General features: G+C 45.4%; 22 protein-coding genes. 9 read left to right on the top strand and 13 right to left on the bottom strand.

Annotated features, from left to right (window positions below; translation table 11 throughout):
* Positions 1–2 precede the first annotated feature (2 nt).
* The 3 genes from PPRES148_RS08030 to PPRES148_RS08020 all read left to right on the top strand — a co-directional run bounded on the left by PPRES148_RS08030 (position 3) and on the right by PPRES148_RS08020 (position 5,023).
* On the top strand, positions 3–896 hold the full coding sequence (locus PPRES148_RS08030) for a YitT family protein (RefSeq protein ID WP_149454003.1): 894 nt from the start codon (positions 3–5) through the stop codon (positions 894–896).
* Positions 897–1,418: 522 nt separating this feature from the next.
* Positions 1,419–2,495 carry a YitT family protein gene (locus tag PPRES148_RS08025; RefSeq protein WP_149454002.1) on the top strand — a complete coding sequence of 359 codons (1,077 nt, stop codon included), beginning with the start codon at positions 1,419–1,421 and terminating at the stop codon, positions 2,493–2,495.
* Positions 2,496–4,123: 1,628 nt separating this feature from the next.
* Positions 4,124–5,023: a hypothetical protein gene (locus PPRES148_RS08020; RefSeq protein ID WP_149454001.1), complete on the top strand. Its 900-nt coding sequence runs from the start codon at positions 4,124–4,126 to the stop codon at positions 5,021–5,023.
* A 493-nt stretch (positions 5,024–5,516) separates the two neighbouring features.
* On the opposite strand, the gene PPRES148_RS08015 is transcribed toward PPRES148_RS08020, so the two are convergent.
* Complete coding sequence (locus PPRES148_RS08015; RefSeq protein ID WP_149454000.1) at positions 5,517–5,780, bottom strand: RNA-dependent RNA polymerase family protein; 264 nt, start codon at positions 5,778–5,780, stop codon at positions 5,517–5,519.
* A gap of 246 nt (positions 5,781–6,026) precedes the next feature.
* Here PPRES148_RS08015 and PPRES148_RS08010 point away from each other — a divergent pair, with 246 nt between their 5' ends.
* From PPRES148_RS08010 to PPRES148_RS08000, 3 genes are all read left to right on the top strand, one after another.
* Positions 6,027–7,037, top strand: a complete 1,011-nt coding sequence (locus tag PPRES148_RS08010; RefSeq protein ID WP_149453999.1) for a YitT family protein — start codon at positions 6,027–6,029, stop codon at positions 7,035–7,037.
* Between the two features lie 125 nt (positions 7,038–7,162).
* The gene (locus PPRES148_RS08005; protein ID WP_149453998.1) at positions 7,163–8,497 is read left to right on the top strand and encodes a M12 family metallo-peptidase; all 1,335 of its coding nucleotides are present in this window, start codon (positions 7,163–7,165) and stop codon (positions 8,495–8,497) included.
* Positions 8,498–9,491: 994 nt separating this feature from the next.
* Positions 9,492–10,391 (top strand): YitT family protein, encoded by a 900-nt coding sequence (locus tag PPRES148_RS08000; protein ID WP_149453997.1) that lies wholly within the window; start codon positions 9,492–9,494, stop codon positions 10,389–10,391.
* 35 nt (positions 10,392–10,426) lie between these two features.
* On the opposite strand, the gene PPRES148_RS07995 is transcribed toward PPRES148_RS08000, so the two are convergent.
* The 8 genes from PPRES148_RS07995 to PPRES148_RS07965 form a co-directional block, all read right to left on the bottom strand.
* Positions 10,427–11,371, bottom strand: a complete 945-nt coding sequence (locus tag PPRES148_RS07995) for a menaquinol-cytochrome c reductase cytochrome b/c subunit (protein WP_149453996.1) — start codon at positions 11,369–11,371, stop codon at positions 10,427–10,429.
* Positions 11,372–11,467: 96 nt separating this feature from the next.
* Positions 11,468–12,145, bottom strand: coding sequence for a menaquinol-cytochrome c reductase cytochrome b subunit (gene qcrB, locus PPRES148_RS07990; protein ID WP_149453995.1), 678 nt, complete (start codon positions 12,143–12,145; stop codon positions 11,468–11,470).
* A 58-nt stretch (positions 12,146–12,203) separates the two neighbouring features.
* Entirely contained in the window at positions 12,204–12,833 is a 630-nt protein-coding gene (locus tag PPRES148_RS07985; RefSeq protein ID WP_149453994.1) for a QcrA and Rieske domain-containing protein, read from the bottom strand.
* A 107-nt stretch (positions 12,834–12,940) separates the two neighbouring features.
* The gene (aroA, locus tag PPRES148_RS07980; RefSeq protein WP_187820856.1) at positions 12,941–14,236 is read right to left on the bottom strand and encodes a 3-phosphoshikimate 1-carboxyvinyltransferase; all 1,296 of its coding nucleotides are present in this window, start codon (positions 14,234–14,236) and stop codon (positions 12,941–12,943) included.
* A gap of 106 nt (positions 14,237–14,342) precedes the next feature.
* Positions 14,343–14,603, bottom strand: a complete 261-nt coding sequence (locus PPRES148_RS07975; RefSeq protein ID WP_149453992.1) for a hypothetical protein — start codon at positions 14,601–14,603, stop codon at positions 14,343–14,345.
* A gap of 7 nt (positions 14,604–14,610) precedes the next feature.
* Entirely contained in the window at positions 14,611–14,787 is a 177-nt protein-coding gene (locus PPRES148_RS11820) for a hypothetical protein (RefSeq protein ID WP_187820855.1), read from the bottom strand.
* Positions 14,788–15,010: 223 nt separating this feature from the next.
* A complete protein-coding gene (locus PPRES148_RS07970; protein WP_149453991.1) occupies positions 15,011–16,249 on the bottom strand; it encodes a hypothetical protein in 1,239 nt (412 codons plus the stop codon).
* Positions 16,250–16,466: 217 nt separating this feature from the next.
* Entirely contained in the window at positions 16,467–17,861 is a 1,395-nt protein-coding gene (locus PPRES148_RS07965) for a BMQ_0737 family morphogenetic spore coat protein (RefSeq protein ID WP_149453990.1), read from the bottom strand.
* Positions 17,862–18,168: 307 nt separating this feature from the next.
* Here PPRES148_RS07965 and PPRES148_RS07960 point away from each other — a divergent pair, with 307 nt between their 5' ends.
* A complete protein-coding gene (locus PPRES148_RS07960; protein WP_149453989.1) occupies positions 18,169–19,503 on the top strand; it encodes a hypothetical protein in 1,335 nt (444 codons plus the stop codon).
* Positions 19,504–19,507: 4 nt separating this feature from the next.
* Entirely contained in the window at positions 19,508–19,879 is a 372-nt protein-coding gene (locus tag PPRES148_RS07955) for a DUF1360 domain-containing protein (protein WP_149453988.1), read from the top strand.
* A gap of 784 nt (positions 19,880–20,663) precedes the next feature.
* On the opposite strand, the gene PPRES148_RS12395 is transcribed toward PPRES148_RS07955, so the two are convergent.
* The 3 genes from PPRES148_RS12395 to PPRES148_RS13025 form a co-directional block, all read right to left on the bottom strand.
* A complete protein-coding gene (locus tag PPRES148_RS12395) occupies positions 20,664–21,245 on the bottom strand; it encodes a hypothetical protein (protein ID WP_223128006.1) in 582 nt (193 codons plus the stop codon).
* Between the two features lie 676 nt (positions 21,246–21,921).
* Positions 21,922–22,368, bottom strand: coding sequence for an AI-2E family transporter (locus PPRES148_RS13030; protein WP_149453986.1), 447 nt, complete (start codon positions 22,366–22,368; stop codon positions 21,922–21,924).
* 73 nt (positions 22,369–22,441) lie between these two features.
* Positions 22,442–22,894: an AI-2E family transporter gene (locus PPRES148_RS13025; RefSeq protein WP_149453985.1), complete on the bottom strand. Its 453-nt coding sequence runs from the start codon at positions 22,892–22,894 to the stop codon at positions 22,442–22,444.
* Between the two features lie 712 nt (positions 22,895–23,606).
* Between PPRES148_RS13025 and PPRES148_RS07935 the strand changes: the two genes are divergently transcribed.
* A complete protein-coding gene (locus PPRES148_RS07935; protein WP_149453984.1) occupies positions 23,607–24,713 on the top strand; it encodes a CPBP family intramembrane glutamic endopeptidase in 1,107 nt (368 codons plus the stop codon).
* A 1,381-nt stretch (positions 24,714–26,094) separates the two neighbouring features.
* Here the strand turns inward: PPRES148_RS07935 and PPRES148_RS07930 are convergent.
* Positions 26,095–26,688, bottom strand: coding sequence for a transposase (locus PPRES148_RS07930; protein WP_149453983.1), 594 nt, complete (start codon positions 26,686–26,688; stop codon positions 26,095–26,097).
* Positions 26,689–26,801: the final 113 nt, after the last annotated feature.

Below are 26,801 nucleotides of genomic sequence, written 5' to 3'. Positions count from 1 at the left end.
AAATGCGACAAGTCATCCAAATCACCTATGTACGGGACTTGATCGGTATTATGATCGGAACCATGGCAATGGCGCTTGGTATACACGCCTTTTCTATTCCCTCCAACCTGGCAGAGGGGGGCTTTGCAGGTTTGGGATTACTCATCCATTATCGAACCGGATGGCCCCTCAGCTACCTCCTCTTCCTCTTGAACATTCTCCCCCTAGGTTTAGGATACAAAATACTTGGGAAGAAATCCTTTCTCTACTCTGTATTCGGCATCATTTGCATGGCATTTTCATTAGAAATTATCTCCTACCTAGGGGATAACCCTTTCGGCCTACAGGATTCCCCTGTCCTCTCATCCCTCCATGCTGGTGTTCTCATCGGTATAGGTTGTGGGCTCGTTTTCCAAGCCGGTGGTACCACCGGGGGATGGGATATCATAGCACAAATTATACACCGTCGGACACGTCTATCACTTGGGAAAGTCATCCTCCTATGGGATATTCTTATCCTCTTGATTTCCGCCTATACACTCACCCTCGAACGCGCCATGTATACACTTATCGAAATGGTAATCGTTGCCCGTGTCATCGATTTTATTCTTGGGGGCGGACTGCAACCCTGTCGTACCGCTACCATCATTTCCCGTTCCGCTCCCCTCCTCCAACATGAGCTTATAGAGAAAATGAACCTGGGCGCCACAATCCTAAGCGGTAAAGGGGCTTACACAGGAAACCCCCAGGAGGTTCTATATACTGTTCTTTTTGAGCATGAACTGGCAAAACTTTATCGTCTTGTGACATCCTTAGACCCCGAGAGTTTGATCATCGTCCACCGTGCTCATATGGTAGAAGGGGGGGGGTCCTCGAAGTATCTCAAAAAAATATCCCTTCCCCATCTGTTCGAATGACCTCTGAATACTGGTGTATGATATTTTTGATAAAAATTAGTATACACAGATCATGAATGGGTGGATTTATTGTAAAAAATAACACCGCTAATAGATACTAAAAATAAAAATGGTGCGGTGGGAACGATAACCGCTGCTGTCACCATTATGGACACAAACACCATAATCAAGCAGGATTCAATTCATTCTACAAAACTATCCGTTGAAATAGTATAATATAAAAGGGGGGAATGTCTTCCCGAACTATACACGTTGTATGTCCTAAGCACATCTTCCTCTAAATCAACATGGAACAATATTTTCTGTACATTTATAAAATAAATATAACATATACAATTGAAATTACTATTGGGTAACGACTATACTAAAACAATAGGGTATAGGTGTGATGAAATCACAAAACTGAGTTTCTATTATAGAAAATCAGTTTCCCACCCCAAAATTACCTTAACCTGCGTATGAAGAAGCCCCCCTCCCCCCCAACAATGTTCCAAAAATAGGAGGTAGAGAGGACGATCGTGAATGACTAAAAGCATGGAAGAAAAAAACCTCCTGCTGATGTTAAAGGAGGAGGGAAAGGGTTTAGTTTGTGATATCAAGAAACTAGCGAAACTGAAGACTTGGTTGTATCTCATACGACATCTTAGCATCCTCTTCTTTGCCTCCCTATTGATCGGTGTTGCCGTTTACTTCTTTCTCAAACCTGCCAAATTCGCTGCCGGTGGTTTCACGGGCATTGCTATACTCATCAACTATGTTTGGCACAAATGGGACGAGGGCACCCTCGTTCTTCTTCTCAATATCCCTTTCCTACTCCTAGGGTTTCCGCTCCTAGGACGCCACTTTGTTCTCCATTCTATAACGGGTATCTTTATGTTGAAAATAGGCCTACGATGCACATCTATTCTACAAAATATGCACAATTATCACATCAAGGACCCATGGCTAACCGTTCTCTTTGGGGGTGCACTCCTTGGCTTAGGGCTAGGAATCACCTTTAAAACAGGTGGAAACACCGCCGGAGGCGATTTGATAGCCCTTATCAACCGCCACTTTACGAACATGAAATTAGGCCACACGCTCCTTATCCTCGATTTTATCGTAATTCTCTCTTCCTTCTATATCCTCTATAAGCAAAATGGATCCCTCCATAATGGTTTTTATACCCTGGCGGAGATCCCCGTTTATTCCACTGTAATACGGTGGATCCTAGAGGGTTTCAATAGTTCTCATACGATAACCATCGTATCCCGACGAGCTCCCTCTATGATCGCCCAGATCCAAAAAGAAATAGGACGCGGTGTAACCATATTGAATGGAAAGGGGGCCTACACAGGGGATAGAAAAAGAGTGCTGTATATCGCCCTATCCCCACGGGAATTGCCCTTGTTACAAAAAATCGTCAGCCGTGAGGATCCACAGGCCTTCATGGTGGTACAAAATGCTCGTGATGTCTCGGGTAGAGGATTTACATTAGAAACCCATGCTGTACCCCCAGGGTTACATCCATCCCAGGAAACTACCAATCCGGGTAAGTTCCCATCCACACGTTTCCGGTTCCGCAAGGATTACCACATAATCCACCAGAAATGCTTGTAAATCCATTGTGTTCCCTATTTCCGCATAGATTCCCCGAGATCCATCTGTACCCGATTCAGACGAAATTCTCGCGAGGGGCCCTCCACCCCCTCAACGGTAATGCTAGGGAAAAGTATACAAAAATGGACGCCCTCTGGGCGTTTTTTTATGAAGAAACAATTTATCATAATAATAAGGAAATACTCATCCTCATTCCTCTCCTCCGAGGGGAGGAATTTTTGTCCGGGGAATCGGAAGAAAAAATAAAAAAGATCCTTCCGGAGTCAAAACACCAAATTTTTGGAGTACAGTCCAATCCATTCTGATCCACTCGCATCATTTATTTCGTATCAATGAAAATAAAAAAATATCCTTGGGACCATTGTCAGGGTATCGATCCGCGTGGTACACTGCCGGTGGATATTGTCCGTTCCGATATCTGTTCCTCAACGTTATTTTGTGGACGGGGTCATAATTGCATTCCATCACGCATGTAAATTCTCTGAGGAAGTCTCACCATGTATTTTTAGGAGGTCCCGCCCTACCCCAAGGGCCCTCTTTGAATCTGAAGTACCAAGATATATTTGTGGTTCTCCTTCGGGAGATAATGTCAAACTTATTACAATATTTCGGTGGATTAAAATATATTATGAACAGGTAGATTTCCCACTAAAGTTATCGTTCTACTATCCTCGCCGGGATCATTAGCCCCTTCGCTCCACCTTCATTACAAGGGTTTCGTCAGCTACTATGGGCTCATCCGATCTTCATACACATGAAGCTCACCAAATGATAAGTGATAGGTTGGACAAAGCAAAATTATGTAAAATAGATGTAAAAAGAGGTAATATACATGATGGATTAAAGGAAGTATTAAGGGTCCCCCTTCCTGGATTTTTTGTTTCCTACCCAATACTACACAAGAAAACAGGTGAACATCTTGGGTACATTATGCGTCTTTGGGCCAAAAATGTACCCACCCCCACAATAGCTGTGACCTCAGAAAATAACAAAGAGTCTGTTTACTTTTTCAGCGAAAATAATGTGGAATCCACCCATCTCGATGAGAATAGGAATTTGTTAAATGACGAGGGTGAAATCATCCGAAAAAATTTCAACGAAGATTCCTTGAGATACGAGGTAAGGGGACATGATAGAAGCAAACGCTTTTTCCATTCGGGAGCATGTGCCATAATTGCACCGCAATAGTAGACGGTCTCTCCGATCTCTCTGGTTATGGATGTCTCTATGCATGTGGAAGATTAGGCTTTTTTTGGGGACGTGTACCCATAGGCATACTCCTTATAGCTTTGGGTTGTTGGGGAGCCTGTAAGTATGTTAGAACTTATGGAGCCAGTTATGCCCACCGTCATCTCTGTGGGGGAGTTTGTTGATTTTTTCTAGATCCATTACGTCCATTGTACCCCCGCATAAACAGCTTTCAAAGTACAATCTACCCAAAATTTAGACTGCATCTTCCGACGTTCCGCAAGGAAATTTCGTTGAACAGATACGTTATCCCGCATCACAGGAATTGTTATCCTTTGAATTCCTCAGTTTGTCCGCATAACCCCATACATACGGGAAGGGGGGACAAAAAGGGGTGCAATAGACACCCCCCTCAATTCGTCCCATAAAAGGTGATCCTTATGAGAAAATCATTTTTATTTATATTATATTTTGTTATTCATAAAATCCTATTCTGTTTACCTGTCATTATATGGATGGAATCAGATTCCTTTGTTCACGGTTATGATTTACCTGGTTATATCCCATCTCCCGGTATTTTCTCCTTCTATGTCGGATTATTCATACTTTCCATTTTTCTTCCCATTAGTAAAATAATAATACCCAATGATGATGTTGCATCCAAAAGAAGGGAAATTACCATAACATCAATAGGTATAATCTTAGGAATATGTATCATATTATTTAAAATAATGTTTAAAGAATACAATTTATTTTTCTTATTGATGTTTTCTCTTTTCACCACCATTTTAGCAATAGTATGGATATATTCGAGAATCTTAGGAAGAAAATATCGGGTGCTAGAACATTGCCTGTCTCAGTGGCACGAGGAATGGAAAAACAGCGAAATCCTTATAAATAAATATAATAATAAAAAAAATTATAAAAAATATCCATTGATTATTTCCATTACCCTCCTAACAGTATATTTTGTATCGATATCCTATATGTATATACATATGGGAAAGACATGGCAGGTAATAGCAGGTTTTCTATTGAGTTATGGTAGTTTGATAGCCTTAATACAGCGGTTGGGTTCTGGTTTGGGTCCTTCGCATCCATGGTATCCCCCATACTGGCGTAGTTCATTAGTGATAGGCACGGTCATTACCATAACCTTCGGGTACTGGTTCACCCATCAGACTCATTTGCCCTTCCTCCAAGAATATCTATGGAGGAATTTTCCTTATCTTTTCACGGACTGGCCCCCCATCCTGAGTCAAATATTCGCAGTTCCCATCATCCTGCCTCTTTCCTATGTTTGGCCTGGGTTTGCCCACGTTTTGACAAAAAAATCATAGCGAGATGAAAACTGAATTGGGAAACAAATAAAAGGGACCTCTGCCCAAACGGGGGGTCCCCTTTATCATGGGGAAAGAGGGATCCGTGCAATTTCCTATGGAGAATACTCCCCTATATAAATAAAAATTCGCTGTCATCCGACCTTGGGTGCTCTTCATCCAACGGCGGAATTTTGCGTCCTAAAACACAGCAGAAAGCAACGAGAAAAAACTACTCTCGCCGCCCAAAACATGGTTGCGTAGGGCTGGCATGTCACGGCCAACTCTTCCCACAAGACCACACATACTACTCCCGCATTATGAGGACCTCATGGCCGATAACCAATGAGCAAACTATGTTCCCGTACCTTCCTCCTATGTACTGGATCCACCTGCGGACCTTTCGCATGCTATTGGGCTTCCTGTACACCCCCCACCAACAAGTTAAAACATTGTGTCATTGAAGCTGCGTAGAGCTTTTCCCAGAGGGATCAAAGGCACCATAGTAGCTGACCTACTCCCTACACAAGCAACGCCTGACGTGGGTGAAACGTAAACCCCATAGGGAATCAAACCCCTTGTACTTTCCTTGTCCATAAAAAATTTTGGTTTTCCTAGGATGCAGTTCCAGACCACAATGGGCTATTCTCTGCTGCAATTCCTCCAGAAGATACTCAGCTCGGGCCTGATTCTCACAATGAGGGATTGCATTCTCTACATACCTCCCAAACCCAACATACCATACCTTATCCGTACTCTCGGATGACTGTTTACCCATGTTTATAAAGTTCCCCTTACTTTTTCAACCATATGAGGGATGCAAACATCATTACATATGTATACAAATATTACTATCCAATGCAAGGAATGCGTACCTACTATTTTTAAAATAATACTAATTATGAGTATTGATATAAAAATCACCAGCATTTATACTAGACATTAAGTAACCATCCTATTGTAATGACCTACCCCCTCTCGTTACTATACAAACATACATTCGGAGGAAGAAGGTCGGGAATCCATGGCTGGAAATACATCCGAACCAACCATAAAACGGTATATAACCAAAGAATGGAAAATCCTCAACAACGACCTCCAACAGCTGCTCCAACCACAAACCTGGCCGAAAATCCTCTCTCATGTATCCATCGTTTTTCTTGGATGTTTGGTTATAGCCGCAACCCTCAATTTTTTCGTCATACCTTCCCATTTTGGTGACGGCGGCTTCACGGGAATCGCGGTTCTGTTGAAATACATGTCCAACATCAATCTGGATGACGTCGTAATCTGGCTCAATATCCCACTGGTAATCATCGGGATTCCTTTTCTAGGGTATCGACTCATCTTCCACACCTCACTTGGTGTCGGTATCCTCTCCTTTGCACTAGCCCTCACGAAACCCCTAACACTTGCCACCGCATGGCACGTTCACGATCCATGGGTTTCCGTGTTATTTGGTGGCACCCTAATGGGACTCGGTGTAGGCATTGTGTTGCATATTGGTGGCAATACTGGGGGATCCGATCTCGTAGCCCTAATTGTAAAACACTTTACAGGTATCCCACTGAACTGGACACTCCTCGCTTTCGACGCTTCTGTTCTTTCTTGCACCCTATATTATCTAGGCATAAAGAATTTTCTCCATACCCTCACCTACATGTTCGTTTACACCCTTGTCATCAAAATGGTTCTAGAGAATTTTGATTCTGCACGCATTATAACCATCATCTCACCCCAAACACATTCCATCATAAAGAAGATACACGCCAGTAAACTCCCCATAAGCGCTACCTTACTAGAGGGGCAAGGATCCTACACCCATCAAAAACAAGACATCCTCTACACAGTAGTTCCAACCAGTGGATTGGCAGCCCTCCGTACTCTTGTGGAAAGGGAAGATCCCTCGGCTTTTATGGTCATAGAAAATGCGTATAAAACCTTTGGGAGAAAATTTCTGTCATTAGAAAACTCCTCCCAGGATCTCCCGTTCAACGATCCTTCTCCCCAACCATCACGGGTCAGAAAGGTCTAAGACGGGGAAGCAAATGGTCTTAAGCATGGTACTCATATAGAAAATAATATAAAATTTTAATTATAATATTTAGTTCTGATGATTCTAGGATTTATATTTTATTCATCAAAGGTGTGAATATTTTTGTGATTACGAAAATTTATAAACGTAGTTCTATTTCGATCATTCTTGCGGGTGTTTCTTTGCTTTTTATGACGGTATTTCCGCCCCTACTAGCCCAGAATTCCCATCTCCATGGATCGGTCCCCCACAGCGGCAAAATACCGGAGAAAGGGGAAGAGGTAGGGTCTAACGATTATTCTATGGGTAAGGACCATAGGGAAGATCAGGATCATAAGCAACCGGAGAAATGGACAAAGCTCCCCATTGAGTTGCTCGATCCGGTCTTCGAACATCATATTAAAAAGTGGGTATCCCAGGAGGAAGGCCATGGGTATTATAAAATTTCGGAATTATTTATAAACTATGCTGAAAATAGTTCTAAAGTTATGCTTGACGTTTATATTCAATTTCCGGATCAATCCTTTCGTCGATTTAGATTTTTGGAGAATGGGAAGTTAGTAGGGATTTGGAAGGGGAATCCTGACTATCGAGAGTGGACCCAGCTCCCGATAAGGGACAGCGAGAATGGAGAGAAAATCGACGATAAGATAAGTGATAAAATTTCTGGAAAAGAGGATGGAAAGAATCAACACGGCAGAGACGGAAGCATATCACACTCAACAGAACCGGATGCATTGCCAAAGAAGGCTCATCCACGGTCTATTCGTATTGCCGTGTATGCCGACCCTTCCTACCGTGTGGGACACCCAGAGTGGAGAGAAGACATACGCATGTTTATTCATGAAATGAATGATCGTTTCTATGGGGAACTAGGGATAGGAATAGAAATCGCCCATGTTCATAAGCTGTTTAAGACTTTATACCCTAACAGTGATAATTTATATGATTTTATGAGTACTCCCCTACCCACCCCTGCGCATTCTGCGCATATTAAGGTTCTTTTCACACAAAGTCATGATCCACGGGAACCCCACCACAGACTGGGAATAGCTGAAGTAGGGAAACTAGGGCGACTAGGGGGAGAATCAAGAAAACCCCTTGCTACGATTGTCAGGGCAGGTCACCCCTCAAGGATGAAAACGGGTAGGAGGTATACTAGTTGGAGTTACGATGTTCATATCCTACAACATGAACTTACTCATAACCTTGGGGAGAGGCACGTTGCTGAATCTGAATGCGGACCTGGTTCATACGCTAATTTGATGTGCCCCTACTTGAAGTGGAAGAAGCGCTACCTCCATTGGTCGTCAGATCAAATTCAACGAATGAAAGTGATGGCAGAGGAATGGCTGACTAAGCCACTAACCCTTACCCAAAATTCGGACTCGGAACAGGATCGGAGAAATGTAGAAATCAGCGAGCTGTCAACTAATTCCAGGTTCTATCGTGGAAAGTAACGATCCGACAACTCCCGCCTAGAACATCGTCGAGTAGGGCTGGAACATCTCGCCAACTCCCCCACGAAACCAAAACACGTACTACTTTCCCTCGACCCTAATACAGTAGTGCAGGAATCTATGGACCCGTAAGGAATCTTAGGGACATCCCCCCTCGCGGTGTGTGCCCTTGATCCTTTTCTCGATCATTCCATTGAGTCGTTGTACCAAGGCTTTTAGCCATTTCCCACAATAAAGAAACCTCCTTTGGTCCATACCACAATGACTTCAGTTTCTTTAAGAATCTGCGGGATGCCACCAGGGAAGACCCCGAAGATATCTTTTCAAAAGATTGCACAAGGAGGTTCTGAAATCCCCCGATCTGGAAACAGCCTACGCGACTGGCTCGGAAATCCGCAAAGATTATGAAATAATAGCCTCGGAAACTACAAAAATAATGCAGGGGGGTCTATGCAAGATCACCACCCATACGACCTTGCCCGTCGGAATTGGTGTTGAATACCCTGATAAAACAGGAATCTACTTCATTACCAATCTCCATATTATTTATACTAAAAATGGATGGCAGGAAGATGAAGGACAAAACAGAATTTTCTATATATACAAATTAAAAAATAATTTTAAAAATACATGGGAAAGTTTCCCTGGGCGGCCGGAAATTGGGACTAAAAATCCCCTCCGGAAGGATGTATATACCCATTTCAGATACTGTCGTAATGAACGATTCGTATCACCTTAATAAAACCGAGAATAAAACCAAGGGCGCTGATCCAAAGGATTGGCGTCTTTTTCCATTTTCCCAAACGGAAAATAATGAAAAGACCCTATTCATAAGATAAAAAACTACCATTTATGGCAATTTATACATGGTAAACCCGACGCTCCTTTCATTGTACAACCAACTTAATAAAATTATGAATGTAGAACCATTCAATGAATCAAACTAAATGTAGGAAAACCATATCAAAAGAAAGCACGCGGAGGTCATCATGCCATGTTTTTTCCCCACGTCCGCAATCTCATCCTCATCACTATAGGAACCTCACTCATATCCCTCGGATTGACCCTATTCCTCCTACCGGTTGGTCTAGCCGAAGGGGGTATGACAGGCCTCGGACTCCTCCTATATTACCAAACCCACTGGCCCCTAAGCTACATCCTCCTCATCCTGAATACCCTCCCTATCATCATATTTTATAGAATCCTTGGAAAAAAAAACCTATTCTACTCATTATTCGGAACCCTCTCCCTATGGATAGCCCTACAAATCATGACAAACATAAAAATACCCAATTTAGATATAACTAACGATCCCCTGTTAGCTGCCCTTTATGCAGGATTCACCATCGGAACGGGTTGCGGTATCATTTTCCGTACGGGTGGGGGAACAGGGGGACTAGATACCATCGCGCAAGTTCTGTACAAATACAGGGGCATTTCGATCGGCCATACCTTGTTCTGTTGGGATTCTCTCCTACTCATCTCCTCCATGTATATCATCACGCCCCGGAGAACCATGTACACCCTGATAGAAACCCTTATTGTGGCACGCGTGATCAACTTCATCATCGAAGGAAGCTTCCGGACCTGTCGAACTGTTACCATCATATCCAGTCACGCACCAGAACTGAAAAGGAAGCTCAATGAAAAAATAGGACGTGGTATCACCGTTTGGAAGGGTGAAGGGGCATACACAGGTGAACATAAAGAAATTCTCTACATTGTTGTTGCCAATCGTGAACTCCACAAACTAAAAAATAGGGTTAGGGACCTAGATCCCAAAGCTTTTATGATCATCCACAACGCACGTGATGTACTGGGGGAAGGATTTTCCTTCCATAAAAATCATCATGCACAAATAAAAAAATCACAGGGATTTGGAAAATCCCCGTGATTACATACGAACAACCAGACAGCCCATCCCTAAAACTATTTTTGCTTGGATAGAAAATCAACCAACCACAGCAGATCCAGGAGCAAACCGGACTCCCGCTCACTCAGTCCCAGTTCCTTTACTCCTTGTGCAAACTGATTCGGATCACCCAATCCTCGCTCTAGCAATTCCCGCTTCCTTCTCCCCCCTTTCAAATAACCACATCCGGGATGCTGGTTAGCAGGCATCCCTACACCAGGATTTTCCCTAGACAAATTTCTACCATTGCATATGGTGTACATAATCTCCCTTTTGGAAAGCCTTCTACCCACACTAGCTAGATTAGGCCCAGCGATACCCTTGAGATCAGAACCATGGCAACCGATGCACGTACCCCTTTTGAAAACCTTATAACCGGGGTGATCGGGATTCTGCACCTGAAAACTATCGGGTACGGGTGGCGGTACATCAGATCTCTTGTGTTCCACAAGAGCTGCCCACGTAAGAGACGCACTCAAACCCACCGCAAGCAACATAATGAGACTGGTGCCCGGCCTTTGAAAGGGACGACGCTCGGGACGACGATCTAGCCAGGGAACCAACAAAAGGGACCCGAAGGTAATACCGGGCAGTACAACCGAGGCAATGGGCTTATAAATCCCCGCCGCCCACGGATACTTTAGCAATTGGTACAAAAAAAGGAAATACCAATCCGGGAAAGGAATATAACCACGACTACTGGTAGGATCAGCCACCTCCCCCACCTCAACAGGTTTGTACATCACCAACAGCAAAAAAGCCACCAAAAAGACAACCGCAGTCATCCACTCCCTGAGCAAAAAATCAGGGAAAAAGGCCTCCGTTTTACCGGGAAAATCAGCATAACTGGGAGCAAAAGACTTCCGCTTCCGAACTCGCACCCGCGAATCACCCACATAGTGAACAGGCTCAGGGGATAAGGACGGGGACGAATGATCGGATCGTTGCGAACCACCTCCCATAACTGCACCCCACTTCCCTCTTCATAGGAATATCCCGAAAAAATATAGGCTAAAAATCAACAAAAAAACAACAAAAGAAAATTTTCATTCATCCACTCACAGGGGCCCCGAAATTCCCTGCCGCCGGATCAAAATGAAATGAGCAGCGATCAGACCTAGCAGAATCGCCGGCAAAAAGAACACATGCAGAGCATAGAAACGGGGCAAAGTCCCCGGATTGAGATTCATATCGGGAGAGGCACTCAGAAAACTGGCAACCTGATCACCGATAAGAGGTACCGATCGGGCAATTTCTATCCCAACCTCAGTAGCAAAGTAGGCCTTATCATCCCACGGCAACAAATAGCCCGTAAACCCAAGCCCCAACATAATAAAAAAGATAAGCACACCTACAACCCAGTTGAATTCACGCGGATGTTTGTACGAACCGGTAAAAAAGACTCGCAATGTATGCAAGAGCAACATTACAATCGAGACACTAGCCCCCCAATGGTGCATTCCGCGCACGATGGTACCCATGGCTATCTCACTCTGCAGATATTTCAAACTAGGCGCCGCATTGACAATATCAGGTACATAACTCATTGCCAAAAACATTCCTGATAAAATTTGGCAAACCACAACGAAAAACGTCAGTCCACCAAAACAATAGATGAACGCTGCAAAATGATGAGCAGGGTTCACATGCTCAGGAACCTCGTGGTCTGCCACATCACGCCACACCGGTGTAATATCAAGCCTCTCATCCACCCATCGATACATGGCGCGTAGCATTGTCGGTCGAATCCTCCCCTCCCCATATTCCCGAAGTCACCACATCAAGGGACCGTCCCTAACCGACAGGGGTAGCCGCCTTCTCATGGCGCTCCTTGCTCTTTGGTTTGACATGGAGCATGCCATTCACTGTTTTGTTGGGATATTCATCAAGGGGCCTGGTCGGAGGTGTACCCCTTATGTTAATGCCACTCGCTGTATACCGACCCATGTGACACGGGCAGAGAAACCCCCCTGTCGCGGAATCGGAATTCACCTGACAGCCTAAATGGGTGCATCGGGGGGAAAGACACAAAATCCTCCCCTGATAGAGCAGAACAAACATAGCCAGGGATGCACCTTCATTATAGTACCAAGCCTCCCGATGGGGATGACGAACCTGGATCTTCGTGGGCTTATCCGTGATTTCCGACACACGCATACCCGTATCAATATACTGATCGGCCCCCGATCCCTTCCTTACCATTGCATCCACAGCAAAACGGAGCATAGGGGCTATCATACCTGTACCCATAAAGGCACCCGCCGCTCCGAGCATATAGGTCAGAAAACGCCGACGCGAAATGTACTCTGTCCTTCGCCCAGATCCCCTTATCATCCGTATCCTCACCTCCGTACCCCACCATAGAATGCAACCATCGAACAACCTAATCGTATGTAGCAAATGAAAAACCTGACCCAGGAACATCTACAGGAACATTGTAACGAAAATACCAAATGAAATGCAATGGTCCATAGGACACCCAACCCCATCGAAACCTCCTGGAAAGCACGACCCCCCTATCACAATCCCTCTCATCCCCATGACCGCAGGATGTCAAAAAAACCAGGAAAGGAAACAGCTGCTGCTTCAATCCCCCGTATCGTAATCCCTCGCTGGGAAGAACAACCCGCCACGGCCCAAGCCATTGCCAAACGATGATCCCCCCAGCTCTCCGCACAACCGTATAAGGGTGTTGGTCCACAAATGACCCAACCATCACGCCTTTCCTCCACCTCAGCACCCAATGAACGAAGGGTCCTAGTGGTCGCTGCCAACCGGTCCGTCTCCTTGCCTCGCAACGCCCATGCCCCAGCAACCGATGTCACACCCTCCGCCTGGGTAGCTAGGACTGCTAGCAGGGGCAACTCATCGAGTAGAGTGGAAACCTGTGTAGCCTCAATGTCCACACCCACCAGGGAACTGGAGGAGATCGTTATACTCCCCCACGGTTCCCCTGCCTCTATTCCCTCCACAGTAACATGCAAACGAGCCCCCATACGCAGAAGAGCCCTGAGAAAGCCTGTCCGATAGGGATTGAGACCCACACGATTCACACGCAAATGCCCCCCCTTAGTGAGGAGTGCCGTCGCCAGCAAAAAAGCTGCACTCGAAATGTCACCAGGAACCCATAGGGTGGCTGGTGATAGAACTTGTCCACCCGGAACCACATACCAGTCCCCCTCGCGCCCACACAAACCACCAAAGGTGGGAAGCATGCGTTCCGTATGATCCCTCGTGGGCAAACCCTCTCGGAAACGAGTGACTCCTTCCGCATGCAAACCCGCTAATAACAAGCATCCCTTTGTTTGCGCACTCGCCTGTGGAATCGTAGTTGTAATCCCTTGCAAAGAACCACCACGAAGGGAAAGAGGTAAATACTCCCCTGCCCCTCTCCCCTCAATACGGGCTCCCATACGCCGTAGGGGTCGAACCACAGCCGCCAGGGAACGACGGACCAGCGATGCATCCCCTGTCCAAACAGTGGTAAAAGGCAATCGCGCTGAGGCACCCATTAACAATCGCACCGTGGTCCCTGAATTACCTGCATTCAACACTGTCAGGGGCTCACGCCAGGCAGACGGACTCGATCCATCCACCTCCCATTCGCCATTCCCCCCCGCAATCCCACGGACATAAACGGGAACACCTAACTGTCGTAAACACGTTATGGTGGAACACACGTCCTGCCCCATGGGCAGGTTTTGGATACGTGTTCTTGATCCTGCCAACGCACCCAAGAGGAGCGTACGATGAGCGATTGACTTATCCCCCGGGACCGTACATACTGCGCGAAAGGGCCGCAAACGAGATAAGGTGATTTTTTTCATGCGCAAATCCCCTCCGCTACCTACCATTGATCATAGCATGCGTGGGAATCATAAGCGAATTCGCCCACGGTACGCCCCTTTTTAGATCACAACGGATCGAATTGAATTATCTACCACAGCAACCCCCACGTCGTGTACCGTCCTGGTAGGAGAAACTAGGAGGATTGATGACCCGACCCCTGAAAGGACTCGTAACCGATGTCAATACAGGATTATCAAAAATCGGAGCCCCCATCGGTTTACGCCCATGTCGCGAAGGATGGTGAGTAGGGGGGCGAACAACCACACTATGAAGTTGACCTGCCGGTTTGGTCTTTTCCTTTTTCTGTGCTCCCTTACGGACGGGCTGGGAGTCGGGGTAGTTCATAAAAATTTCATCTCCCCATTCGATGCTTATAAGACGAATGTAGTCGACAAAAGGGCATCCCCCGCAGTGAACTTTGGCCTGTGGTGAACTTGGATGGCGATAAAGAAGGATGACCACTCAGTAAAGAATCCAGTAGGGAACGGAGGGCTTTACAGGAATTGCATCCCACTTCACCTCTGTCCATAAAATCCCCCCCACAACACCAGAACCCCTATCAACCGGTGGAAACCGCCACCGATAGACCATTTCCTTTCGAAAGAACTAGAAACCATGACAATAAAAACACACAGGACGAAGGGAGCAGGATAGGACGGATAAGGGAACCCAATCCCCCATCGGGCCCTCTGTGATTCCATCATCCCTATCACTCCCACCACGAAACAACCATCACATGTATGAAACTAAGATCAAGACCTACCCCCCGTATGGGCATCGCGAGAAAACCACCGTAAGATATTGCCCTTGGAGACCACAGAATCCTTATGATCGGGATATACCTTCGTATGAAGTACAGATGTATCATGATCCCTAATATAGGAAAAAGCATCCCCAGTGGGCCGTGGGGAACCCTGCCTCATTTTATAGAGTTCATGATAAGGCAAACTATGTGAGCGTAAATAAGGATTGTTCCTCTTCCTCTTGTTCACAGGCACCATAGCTATCCCCCGTTGTTGATGGTACTCCGGACTCTTGAACCTATCCGGACTCTTGAGCATACGACAGGAATTCAACATTCTATTAGAAAAATCCCTATGAATAGGTACTCGATGGGAGGGAGGAATTACGATTCTTTGTCCGAAGGATGGGCAAGAAGGGATAGAGGCGGACGGGGGGAGGGAATTCTTAGCGGAACCTACATCCATCCCCTTATTCTGTACTGAAACAGCAACCTCCCTTTCTCCACCCCCCCCTCCTAACCTATTCTGCCCTGGGGATGATACCCCTGCATCAGAAGCAACAACTTGGGGGGGATCAAGATCCCCCCCTGCCACGTCCGTAGACACCTTCGATGGAGATCGCTTCGCTGTTTCCCATCCCTCCCCCTTGGTATCCATATCCCCAGTATACGGGGAGGAACTTGTCAACCGCCGCCCGCTCACCCCTTTACCCTTCGGTATTAATGTCCCCCCCTTCTGCTTCATAACCCCGTGTGTACCGGGTCGGCGCAACATAACTTTTTCCCGCGGGGACGCTTCCTTTGCTCTTGTACCACACAAATCCTTAGGCGATTTCTGGGAGGGGGGGATCACGACTTTTTTCTGAAACGATGGCCCGGAATTCGATGCAGAAGAATCCGTTGAAACAGGAGGACTCCCTATGGGATTTACGGATTTCTCTGCTCCCTCCCCCTGCAACCGAACATCGGCCCCTTCCTTCCGCACCAACATGGCCTTCTGTTCATGAGACGATTCTTCGGAATCCGAAACAACGGATGGGAACGGATCCCTACACCCCCCAAGCACGGGGGCGGATGGTGTACTCGTCGTGAATGCATTTCCCATCTTGCATGCCGCTTCCTCCCCGACATCGATATCCTCGATACGGGCAGAAGAACCACAGAACCACCGGGCGATCGCTATCCTACTCCTAAATAATATTTCCTTCCATCTACAAAATCGTTCCCTTGATGGCCTCTGTTTCTGCATCGTCCTCTAACCCCCCCTTTTCTGTCACCATTCGATCATAATGACATACTAACAGAATAAATTCCATTATTTTCATTGTAAAATGATTCTGGAAAATAAACCATAGGACCAATGATAGCATTCATCTAGTCCCATGGGTAACGACCACGACCAGGAAATCGCGAACAAGGATCATTCCCAAATAATACAAAGAAAAGCGGGGAGTACAATATAAATACTATGAAAATTGTCGACAAGGACGTACCTCGAGATTCATACCCGGGACCGTTGCAGCCACAGCAAAAAGCGTGTTCATCGTATCACCAATCAAGAGAATATAAAGATCCCGCGTCACGGGGGATGGTATCGCTGGGCAGGCATTTTGTACGAGCAGGAGCACATAGGATGCTAAGGGTGCAGAACCTATAATAGGGGACAACGCACCGTGACCTTGCGCGGCTAGGGCAATAGATCCAGGATTGATCGTGAAACCTGGGATGGGGAAGAGTGCTGGGGGTAGTCCTAGGGAGGCAATGAAAGCATCGATTTCTGATATGGAGCTAAAACAACCTAATGCTTCCAACAACTGGGATTCGAATACAAAACTTTGCGCATTATTACACGAAGAATCGGCTGTGAAGCGGAAGAAAATATTTGTGGAAACAGGATTGCAATTGCTGCAGATCTCAGCGTTGATACAGGCCGATCCCGAACCCGTCGATTTATCCGGCAATTGAATATTGACACCCTCATCGGAAGAATTAACCGCACCCTGACAACTAGCATCCGGACGAGGAAAAATATCAGGACACTGTTTTGGGAATTCCATTTCGGGCAAACAGGAACAACGGGGTGTGAACTCAGGGATTATGGGTGGACGTGGATGGCAAAAACGACCCATGACCTCTAATTTGACATCCGCCTCAACCTGTATTTCCTTACAAAGTTGTACACTAAGCTCCACCAATCCGTCGAAAATGACACCGGAAGGGCAAATTGACAACTCTATAACACGACAACGGATATTGCTTTCATCCAATGGTTTTGGGAGGCAGAGTATTATATCATCATCCAATTGAGTGGATGCTTCAAAACGACAGATTTCCGCATCTGTGTCCTCCCTTGTCAAAACGATCGTCGCATTGACCACGAACAGGAACCGTACCAGGGCTACATCAATCGGCCTACCATTTACGGGACTAGCGATCTGAATATGGCGAATGGGGGGTATAACGGAACAACTTATATTGGCCTGCACCGCGGGGGGACCGCAGGAAATGGGGAACTTGGGAGGTATGGGAGGTTGAATGACATCAACACGAATGGGTACCCCCTCCACCAATAGACTCTCAATCTCCCCACGACAGGGATCAGGTATAAGTACTTTGTTGCGATCATCATTGGGAACAACGACCCAATCGTATACCTTAGGAACACAAATACATTCTTCCTGTACATCGTTACCACGCAAATGGATCACCGGTACAGGAGGGCACAAACAGTTGTCAACTTTACGATGATCCCGATGATCATGACGATCATGATGATCATCATGGTGTGGGGGGCAAGGAGGGCAAGGAAAACAATCTGGCGACGAGGACGAGTGTCGTTTCGACACACGAACAGACTTCATAATGCGGCCCCTTTCATTCCTTTGCATCCTGAGGTGACCTTTGTCCTCAGTTCTCGGTATTTTATGACATAGGGTCCCAATGAGTTCAACGTTTACAAGCCATGGAAACGCCCATTCTTCACAACAACCTATGTATGCTATTCATAAAAAAAATAATCATTTGTTAATAACCTATAAGTATACATAAAAAGAAGGGGGGCGTGGGTTGGCAAATCCGTACACCAACGAAAACATGAAGGTAAAATGGTAAGCGATGTTTTCCAATGGTATGTACGAATGATACCTTGCAACAACCTCAAGGAATGACATGCCCTATGCTGTATACCGTAACCAACGCCGTTGTGGTTTCGCACCAGTAAACCTCTTGCCCTTTCTGTTTCATTGGCTAAAACAAAGTGGTTTTGAACCGCGTTGGGATCCCGTACAACGTGCCTTGTACTTCAATACCCAAACCACCCTATTCATTCATCTTTGGCCCAGTTTCTGTAGAAAAGAAAAAATTTTCGAAAAATGCATCCGTTCCTTCCTGCAAGACTCCCCTTGCCAATTGCTCCTCTACCACGAAAATGCCCAGGAAAACACCTGCTCTGTTCGCTTGCACATTCAGGAAGATTCCTTCCTCTCGTCACCACAACTCATGCTCCGATACCGAGGCGATGGGTCCCGCTTGGCAGAATCACTGTTTCACACCTTCACAGAATCCGACCTTGCGATCCAAAAGGAAACCTGTGAAGAGGGAGCTATGTTGCAATTGTATGCAGTGGTCCCTAGTTTGCCCAATGCAATTTTAGAAACACCCATTTCATCTATTCCCCATGCAAAGGAAAACATCCCCCCCGTGGAAACCATTGCACTCCTGTTCTCCGTTGGTCTCCTCCGTTCCTTGCCCGCCCCATGTAATCCCTTGGCCCAGTGGTTTGAACTCCCCGTCCCTTTATGGCCCATCCCCTGTACCACCACACCCGGTCCCCGGGATCCACTCACGGAACCAGTGTCCGAATCCCTACGTCCCATTACACTCCAACCCAACCGTACACACCCACCCGCAACGGTGGGACAGGGAGGAAACCCCTTACCTGCTACAGAACAGGAACGCGTTGTCATCAAATCATCCCTACAGTCACTACCCGCCTCCCCAGATACAAAGGTGCAATATGTAGTGGGGCATATAGTAGTAAAAAATTTGACAAATCAAACCCTACTCCAATATAAATTAGGATTGTTCTGTCCATCAGCCCTCTCGATGCAGATTGCAGGCCCTTTCCTTTCCCGGGAACATCCCTCTTCTGCATTAAGAAATAAACAAGAAGGTGCCACCTGGGAAAAAATACCAAAGGAAGTCATTGATGATTCACTACCGGGACCGGGTATCTGGCTACAGTCACGTGTAGATACCTCGATTACACCAGGACAAAGTTGCGTCACCCCTTTGTTACAATTACGAATCACCCGAACGACATCCCGCGTACAAAATATAACGACACCAGGGGAAACCATGGAAAAGGAGGAGGGAAAACCTATGAGAGAAAAGAAACCGGACAAGAAAGAGAAAAGTCTGGATATTCATGTATATGCGAATTTTTCCAATCACCCCCCGAGGATGATTGTGGCCCAGTTAGCCCCCATCACGGGGGGGCTATAGTTCTATGCATTTGTTCTCTAACTGTATAAATTTTATAAATATTATAAATATATTCATATGGGTAGGCGCCACCTTCAGGCTTACACATTTGATTGTCTTCGACACAATCACAGAACCATTCCGAAATCTCTTCTTCAAGGTGATTACTGTAAAGGATCCAGATACAGGTCAATCCACATCGCGCATCGAGATCATCGGAAAAAATAGCATACGGCGTATGCTAGGGAAATTGCTCAGTTGTCACTGGTGTACAGGTTTCTGGGTTGCTAATGGGATCGTTCTGTCCTCCCTGTACTTCCCCCCTATACAACTATTATGGTTGATTTTTGCTGTGGCCGGTATAGCCGGGTGGATCGAGAATCGCCTTTACGGATGAGAGGGATGGCTAACGAAAAAACCCCCGCCATCCTTCGTCCGTACCTTTCCGTACCAGCGTCCGATCCACAAGGAACACGAACATACACTGGATATCGGAAAAAATCCCCCAATCTTCCTGCCATCGAAATTTCCAGGATGCCTATGAGACAAACAACATTCCAGGTCTGAAAAGGGATTACACCCATATGGAATTCATATGTGAGGAGTAATTTACCCAATTCGGCATACACCGATCGACATATTCGCCCACTCTCCTATAGGAGGACTGTCATACTGTGGATCCAAGATATCCAATTTCAAACCCTATCCATAACCCCCAAGACTCCAAATCGGGAAAAACGGATACGAGAAAACTCACCTGTAGTGTTAACGTTGCACAAAATCTAACGATACACAAAATTTTTATGGTTCTAAACAATAAGTCAACTGGACTCAAATTTCCCTGTTAGGATGGTGGGAAACTGGTTTCAGTAAAAGGTCGATCCCCGGAAAAACTATGCAAAAAAAATAAACACAACAGACCTCCATCATGAAAAACAGGAATAAATAGCGATTACCGCTATTTCCGACGCTGAATTAGTGCTAATGTCTATCCCAAACGACAGGATAACGCATATAATGATTCGGAAAACAGTTCGCAATGAACTGTTCCACAATGGATGTATATAAAAAAATTACAGTAAAAGCTCTTCACTATCAAAGAATATAATATGAATTGCAAACTTCACTTATGAATGAATCATAATAAGCCCATTTCATCAAGAGAGGACTGTAAAAAAAACCTATGTATCATAATGATTACCAGGGAAAAATGAGTGATTATTATAAAGAATACTATGATTTCTATTATGATTACTACAAAAATATAGAAAATAACGATTGTAAACACAGAGGGGATAAAAATTATTATAATTACCATCAGCAACAACCCCACCATGAGCAGCAATGTTGTCCGCCTCCTCAGGAGTGCTGCCCCATTGTAGGACCACCAGGACCACCAGGACCACCAGGACCACCAGGATCAAGGGGTTGCCCAGGACCACAGGGTTGCCCAGGACCACAGGGCTGCCCAGGAAAACAGGGACCGCCAGGACCACAGGGTTGCCCAGGACCACAGGGTTGCCCAGGAAAACAGGGACCACCAGGACCACAGGGCTGCCCAGGAAAACAGGGACCACCAGGACCACAGGGTTGCCCAGGACCACAGGGACCACCAGGACCACCAGGACCACCAGGACCACCAGCCCCACCATGCCCTCCACCATGCCCTCCACCTCCTCCACCATGCCCCCCACCATGTCCTCCACCTCCCCCACCATGTCCTCCGCCATGTCCTCCACCATGTCCTCCACCATGCCCTCCACCACCATATCCCCACAGGGAATACTAATTTTCTATTTAGATAGAATTTTGTGATATCAATACGAATAGAACCCGTTTTCAATTTATGAAAACGGGTTTTTAAATGAACCAGTCTCCCGTAGTACTCCCATACAATAGAGCCGGGTCCAAAGCATACATAGTACTACTGATACGTTCCTTAGATACATCCACCCCAGGTTTTTTGTTTGCTATTATGAAATCATAATATATTTAAAAATTATTTATTAATTTTCTTTTTAAATTGTTATTCATGCCATTATATACATAGATAGAGAAATGAATGAAAACGTCTTTACAGCTTCCCATTGGGGTCGAATGAATTTAGCATACACAGTTAGGTAGGTTCCCTCATAAAACTGGATGGATACCCTCTATAGGACTCAGCCACCACAACATCACGCAAATTCTCGATTCCAAAGAAGAAAAACGTGGAATACTGTGCCCATTACGATCCATTTTTCTAAATTCAGAAATATGATCCAATAGCTTTGGCCCCCACCAACCCAATGCCTCATTTTCAGGAGATTTCTCCTTGTCCTCCTCTGTCCGATTCGATGTGGGATTGAAAAAAAAAGTAAATTCATAAATATAGGTTAAAGATTACCCTAAATACAAATTAAGAAAAAATATATTAATGCAATGTTATTGTATTTTTAATCATTTTACCCAAAGGAAGGAATAGGTACATAGGGAGGGCACTGTGAGGGGGTGCAAATCTAGGGTTCGTCCTGTGATATGGGGCGATAGGAGATTACCTTCCACAACCTGAATCAACAAATTAACGATGCAAACAGGAACCAACAATTGAGGAGCCAGCAACAGGGAAACAATGAGGGCGGGTAATGCCCCAATGAAGGGCCCAAAGTAGGGAATGACATTCGTAATGCCTACAAGGGCGGAAAGCAGGAGTGGGTAGGGAAGACCGATCAGAACGTAACCAAGATAGGTGGCAATGAAAACAAGCATACAAATGAGAAACTGGCCCCGTATGTACTGACCTAGCACACAATCAAGGTCTCGGAGAATCTGTAGGCCCGTCCTACGCCAATCTACAGACAAGGCACGTAAAACCGCTGGATTAAACAAGCATCTTTGAGCATGCAGAAGGAAAGAAAAGGGATAATGAGGACCATAAACAACTTATCCACTACATCGGTTATGCGATTGATCATACCCTCTACCCAGCGGATGAGGGATGTCTGCATGTGACCATTGAAATTATTGATGCCATCTCAAACCACACGGGGAAGGATTTTTTACCATGGTTTTGAAAGGATTGTAAAAAATCCTGTAAACGGAGATTCCAATTGGGGAATTGTCGCAGAAGTTCCTTAAGTTGGAATTCCAGTGTAGGTAACGTGAGCATAAAAAGCACAACAAGAAAACAAATCAGGCATGCATACACAGTTAGAATGGCCATTGTGTGGGGTATGCCCCACACACAAAACCACGCGATAGCCGGATGCAAAAAATAAGCAACGAGGGCTGCAAGGAGAAAGGATTTTAGCACGGTTCGACTGATCGACCAAATACCATAGAGATAAGGGGTCAGTTGGGACCAACAAATGATGAGTAGGGAGAATAAAAGGGCCCCTGCAGAGAGGCGAAACATTTTCGAATGGAGGGCCACTGCACCGTTATCACCCTTTCTTCACCATTCAGCCTTCCCCGGGTTGACACGCGAAGATTTGTACTTAGGGTACGAGGGGGGAATGGTTTTTATGCTCGTACACCTTGGTACGGGGAATAGGGGGATAGTTGTAGAAAAGGGGATTCCAATATTCGGAAACGTGAATCCATTACAGCAGGAAGCTTGCTTTGGGATGGGAGTGAGGGGTATATGGATATGGCTAACTATCACCTTCACGGGATGGACAGATGGGAAAATAATACAAAATGATCTTCAGGTATGGGATTTAAAAAACTTGCGTACCCGGGTAATTGTCCCCAAATAGCAGAAAAGTAATTTCCTCACGGGTTCTCTGCAGATAAATCTAATGCTATAATGGTCCTATAAAATTGAAATAAATTGAGTGTTGCGTCTGTTTTGCATCTACTCATATTAAATTTTTATAATAAATAAAATTATTAATAAGTTCTGAAAATCCTGGTGGGTTACCTACTATTGCATTCCCTCAAGAAATTGCATAGTCCCTCCCAAACGAACGCGCCTGGTTTGTATACCCCGTGAGAATGAATCGGTCCTGGTGATGGGAATACATTCTTTTACAAAAATTTTGTATCCGTAGTTCATTGATCTGCGAATAGTAAAATGGTGGTTTTAAAATATAATTTTTTATAAATATCCTGTGAATCCATCAATTCCGTATGGGAGGTTCATAATGCAGGAAAACTTTTTACCCACTCTTATCATTATTTTTATGTCATTAGGATTAATACTATTGCTCGTATCTTACTTTACCACATGGGCCTTTGTTAAGTTTGACCATGCCTACTATCAACACACGGTTGTAATGGAGCACAGTCCACGTCAGAGATCGCTGCAGAACTGGGGCAAGACAGTCAATATGTTATTCGCATTGTTTTATTTCATCTTCACAGCGCTCCAATTCCTATACCCCCCCTCTCCCCATCCTTTCGACGGAGGAATTGTTGAAATTGCATGCAATTCATCCGCCCTACTCATCTATTTGTTTATAGGGATTTTCTTTTTACTACCTTCAGTAAGAGACCGGGTTATGATCACTCTGGGACTGAATACACAGCGCTATCTCCATAGAATTCTCATTGCATGGCTCGCACACCATATTGCCGTCTTGGTTACCATGTTCCCTAAAATCCCCCTACAAGGGTACGATTTCTGTGGATCCATCGTAGGAGGGATGATGGGGGCCGATAATGTCCAAATAGTACAAAAATACCTTTCCATCGGTATCCCATGCATCAACTCCCTCCTCTCCACCCTATGGGCCTCACTGGGCGCGGGATGGCCAACCACGCGCACCTTGAAAGAAACAACGGTCCGCTTGGGTCTCCACAAAAAACCAACAGGGAAGGCTTGGAGTATAGTTACCCTCCTTACCCTTAGTTCCCTAGGAATTTGGTTCCTAGGAGATACCCTCCTCTATTGGATGCAGGAGGCATTGAATATTCCCCCATCGGAGGCCGTCTTCCCTCTGCGAGTGGATTGGATCGGCGCCTTCCTATTGATTCTATTTTCCGCACTAGGGGAAGAACTGCTATACCGGGGTGCTATACAACCCCGATTGGGAATTGTATGGACCAGCGTAATCTCCACCATGGGGTCCACCATTTTACAAATGCAAATGATAGGAAACGGTGGCGGTAGCTGGCAGAGCTTATTCTGGATCTTTCTCGCCTCTTTAGGACTAGGTTGGCTAGCCGATCGCTACCACCTATGGGCTTCTATATGGGCCCACATCCTCCTAAAAACTTACATTGTTCTTTATATTATGGAATGGGCCTAGTACACAGATCTTGGCTGAATGACAAACAACCCCCTTCTATTTACATCCGTAAGCATTACCACCCAAATCAAACAGTACCCTGATAGCCACCCAGACGCGTGGAACCTCTGTTCCCTACAGAATCAGTCTTCCGCCCTTTAGGACGATGCTACCTATCGTAAGATCCGTGGGGGCAAAGGGAGAAAAATGGATCTTGGCCAAACTTCGGACCTGGAAGTTCAGTCCCGGGGATGGGGGCTGAACCACTGTTCGATAGATCGAGTCTCCGCTGTTCATAGCGGGTAGATGAACCGCGACTCCTTAGCATGAACTTTTTTATAGGAATCGGGTGGGCAAATGTGTTTATGGGGTGACGTATTAGAAAACGAATAGGATGCTTGCTAGAGAAAACCTATCTGATGACTGTAAAATTAAGGATCATAGTCCCATGATTTGATAGTTATCAAAAAAACGACAAAAAAATTAGGTCATTAGCCCCTATGGAAAAGCAGGTGTTAGAGCTAATGACCTAGCCTCACTTTACCACAAAGCCTCTTGGCAGTACAGACAGCGTAATAGCTTATGTTGAAGTTGGTTTATCGGACGTACCCAAACATTATGGACGCATTTTCCGGAGTAGGGTCCAGGATCTTTCCGAGGTTCTTCTGAACATAAACCCAAACCAAGATTTGAGACCTCGGGTCCGTCCTAAGAAGCATTCAGTTTTTGGCTGCCCACAAAAATCAATTACAACCCACCCATTGGGCCAAAGATTTTATAACCACGACGATGTTGCTTGAAGCGGTGATCGGGAAATTACGGAACCTTGGCTTCAGTGATATAGATATTTTTGGCTCTTGGCCAAACTTCGGACCTGGGGGTTCAGTCTCAGGAGTGAGGGCTGAACCATGGTTCGATAGATCAAATGCATCGTGGTAGGTTTCTGTGTTTATATCTGCCTAGATTCGGATTCCCTCCCCCTGTATTCCAAAGTATTCTTGTAGGAACACAGTAGGACATATACGTTGTTTTTATAAAATTTAAGTTTTATATGTTATGGTGCTGGTGCTGGAATTAAAAGTCAGTTGATTTGGTTTTTTTCGATATTAATTATATTTCAAAATGATATATATTGATTGCTATTAGTTAATGAATTACTTCTGTATAATATGTATGGATAATTTGTAATGTAAATAAAAAATTGAATAGTATGAATGTTTTGGTCTAGATATGTGTGAAACGTAACGATTATGGTTGTATTTCTACTATAACCATGGAAACTCGGTTTTTGAACCCATGATCGCGGAAATGAATGCCCTATTCCGCACACCTTGGCACGCCAAATAGACCGGCCTATAGTTCCGATTATTTTATGAATTTTTTAGATTATTAGATATGCTTATCACGATATGGCTTCTCTCCTTCTTATTCTTATAAATTTTACTATATATTCGGAGACTTGAGATGTGTTATACGCTACACACTTTGCGAACATTGTCAACCTAGCTCTTCGTTCACCACGCACCTTAAGTCGGCGAGCTCCGTAAGCATTTTTTAGTGCGGAGCAAACGCCCTCAATGGCCGCACGACTGTTCCCTGCTTTCCTATATTTTGTCTCCTCCAATTGATCTCTTTGCTCCGCCGCCGAGTACGTTCGGTCGGTTAATCTTATGGTTCTTCCCCCTGTTTTGTTGAGTTTGCCAATGCACTGATCCGCAAAGGGGCACTTCTTGCAATCCTCCCCGTTGAAATAAGCCACACTGGTCCCGCTCCCTGGTTTTCTCCCTGGTTTGTACTGGCTGTTCTCGGGTTCCTTGTTTGCCACGCACCGTGTAATTTCCTTTGTTCTTTTGTCTCGCACAAACGTGCTTGCCCTCAATTTATCGGGGTTCTCCCTTCGGCCCGTCATATTGGTGAAGCATAGCGAAATACCCTTTGATTGAGCAAGTTCGCTTATCTCATGGCTGTAGTACCCCCCATCGGCACACAACCGCATTCCATCATGGGGAACCCATGTTTCTATGTACTCCTTCGCAAAGGCCGTATCTGGATGCAGGGAACCTTTCAGACCAAAGAAGGAAATTAGGCTTACTCCCTTCTCTCCATCAC

It is taken from the genome of Pasteuria penetrans (genome assembly GCF_900538055.1).
In the GTDB taxonomy this organism is placed as follows: Bacteria; Bacillota; Bacilli; order Thermoactinomycetales; family Thermoactinomycetaceae; genus Pasteuria; species Pasteuria penetrans.
This window is presented reverse-complemented; position numbering and strand designations above follow the sequence as displayed.

Bases quoted from the DNA above. Each gene is read 5' to 3' on its own strand.
- qcrB (WP_149453995.1), bottom strand. From the start codon at position 12,145: ATGCTACGCGCCATGTATCGATGGGTGGATGAGAGGCTTGATATTACA.
- PPRES148_RS07985 (WP_149453994.1), bottom strand. From the start codon at position 12,833: ATGTTCCTGGGTCAGGTTTTTCATTTGCTACATACGATTAGGTTGTTC.
- PPRES148_RS08000 (WP_149453997.1), top strand. From the start codon at position 9,492: ATGTTTTTTCCCCACGTCCGCAATCTCATCCTCATCACTATAGGAACC.
- PPRES148_RS11820 (WP_187820855.1), bottom strand. From the start codon at position 14,787: ATGGACAGAGGTGAAGTGGGATGCAATTCCTGTAAAGCCCTCCGTTCC.
- PPRES148_RS07955 (WP_149453988.1), top strand. From the start codon at position 19,508: ATGCATTTGTTCTCTAACTGTATAAATTTTATAAATATTATAAATATA.
- PPRES148_RS07965 (WP_149453990.1), bottom strand. From the start codon at position 17,861: ATGAAGTCTGTTCGTGTGTCGAAACGACACTCGTCCTCGTCGCCAGAT.
- PPRES148_RS07995 (WP_149453996.1), bottom strand. From the start codon at position 11,371: ATGGGAGGTGGTTCGCAACGATCCGATCATTCGTCCCCGTCCTTATCC.
- PPRES148_RS07960 (WP_149453989.1), top strand. From the start codon at position 18,169: ATGCCCTATGCTGTATACCGTAACCAACGCCGTTGTGGTTTCGCACCA.
- aroA (WP_187820856.1), bottom strand. From the start codon at position 14,236: ATGAAAAAAATCACCTTATCTCGTTTGCGGCCCTTTCGCGCAGTATGT.
- PPRES148_RS08030 (WP_149454003.1), top strand. From the start codon at position 3: ATGCGACAAGTCATCCAAATCACCTATGTACGGGACTTGATCGGTATT.
- PPRES148_RS08010 (WP_149453999.1), top strand. From the start codon at position 6,027: ATGGCTGGAAATACATCCGAACCAACCATAAAACGGTATATAACCAAA.
- PPRES148_RS08025 (WP_149454002.1), top strand. From the start codon at position 1,419: ATGACTAAAAGCATGGAAGAAAAAAACCTCCTGCTGATGTTAAAGGAG.
- PPRES148_RS08020 (WP_149454001.1), top strand. From the start codon at position 4,124: ATGAGAAAATCATTTTTATTTATATTATATTTTGTTATTCATAAAATC.
- PPRES148_RS08015 (WP_149454000.1), bottom strand. From the start codon at position 5,780: ATGGGTAAACAGTCATCCGAGAGTACGGATAAGGTATGGTATGTTGGG.
- PPRES148_RS07930 (WP_149453983.1), bottom strand. From the start codon at position 26,688: ATGCGGTTGTGTGCCGATGGGGGGTACTACAGCCATGAGATAAGCGAA.
- PPRES148_RS07975 (WP_149453992.1), bottom strand. From the start codon at position 14,603: ATGAACTACCCCGACTCCCAGCCCGTCCGTAAGGGAGCACAGAAAAAG.
- PPRES148_RS07935 (WP_149453984.1), top strand. From the start codon at position 23,607: ATGCAGGAAAACTTTTTACCCACTCTTATCATTATTTTTATGTCATTA.
- PPRES148_RS07970 (WP_149453991.1), bottom strand. From the start codon at position 16,249: ATGCAGAAACAGAGGCCATCAAGGGAACGATTTTGTAGATGGAAGGAA.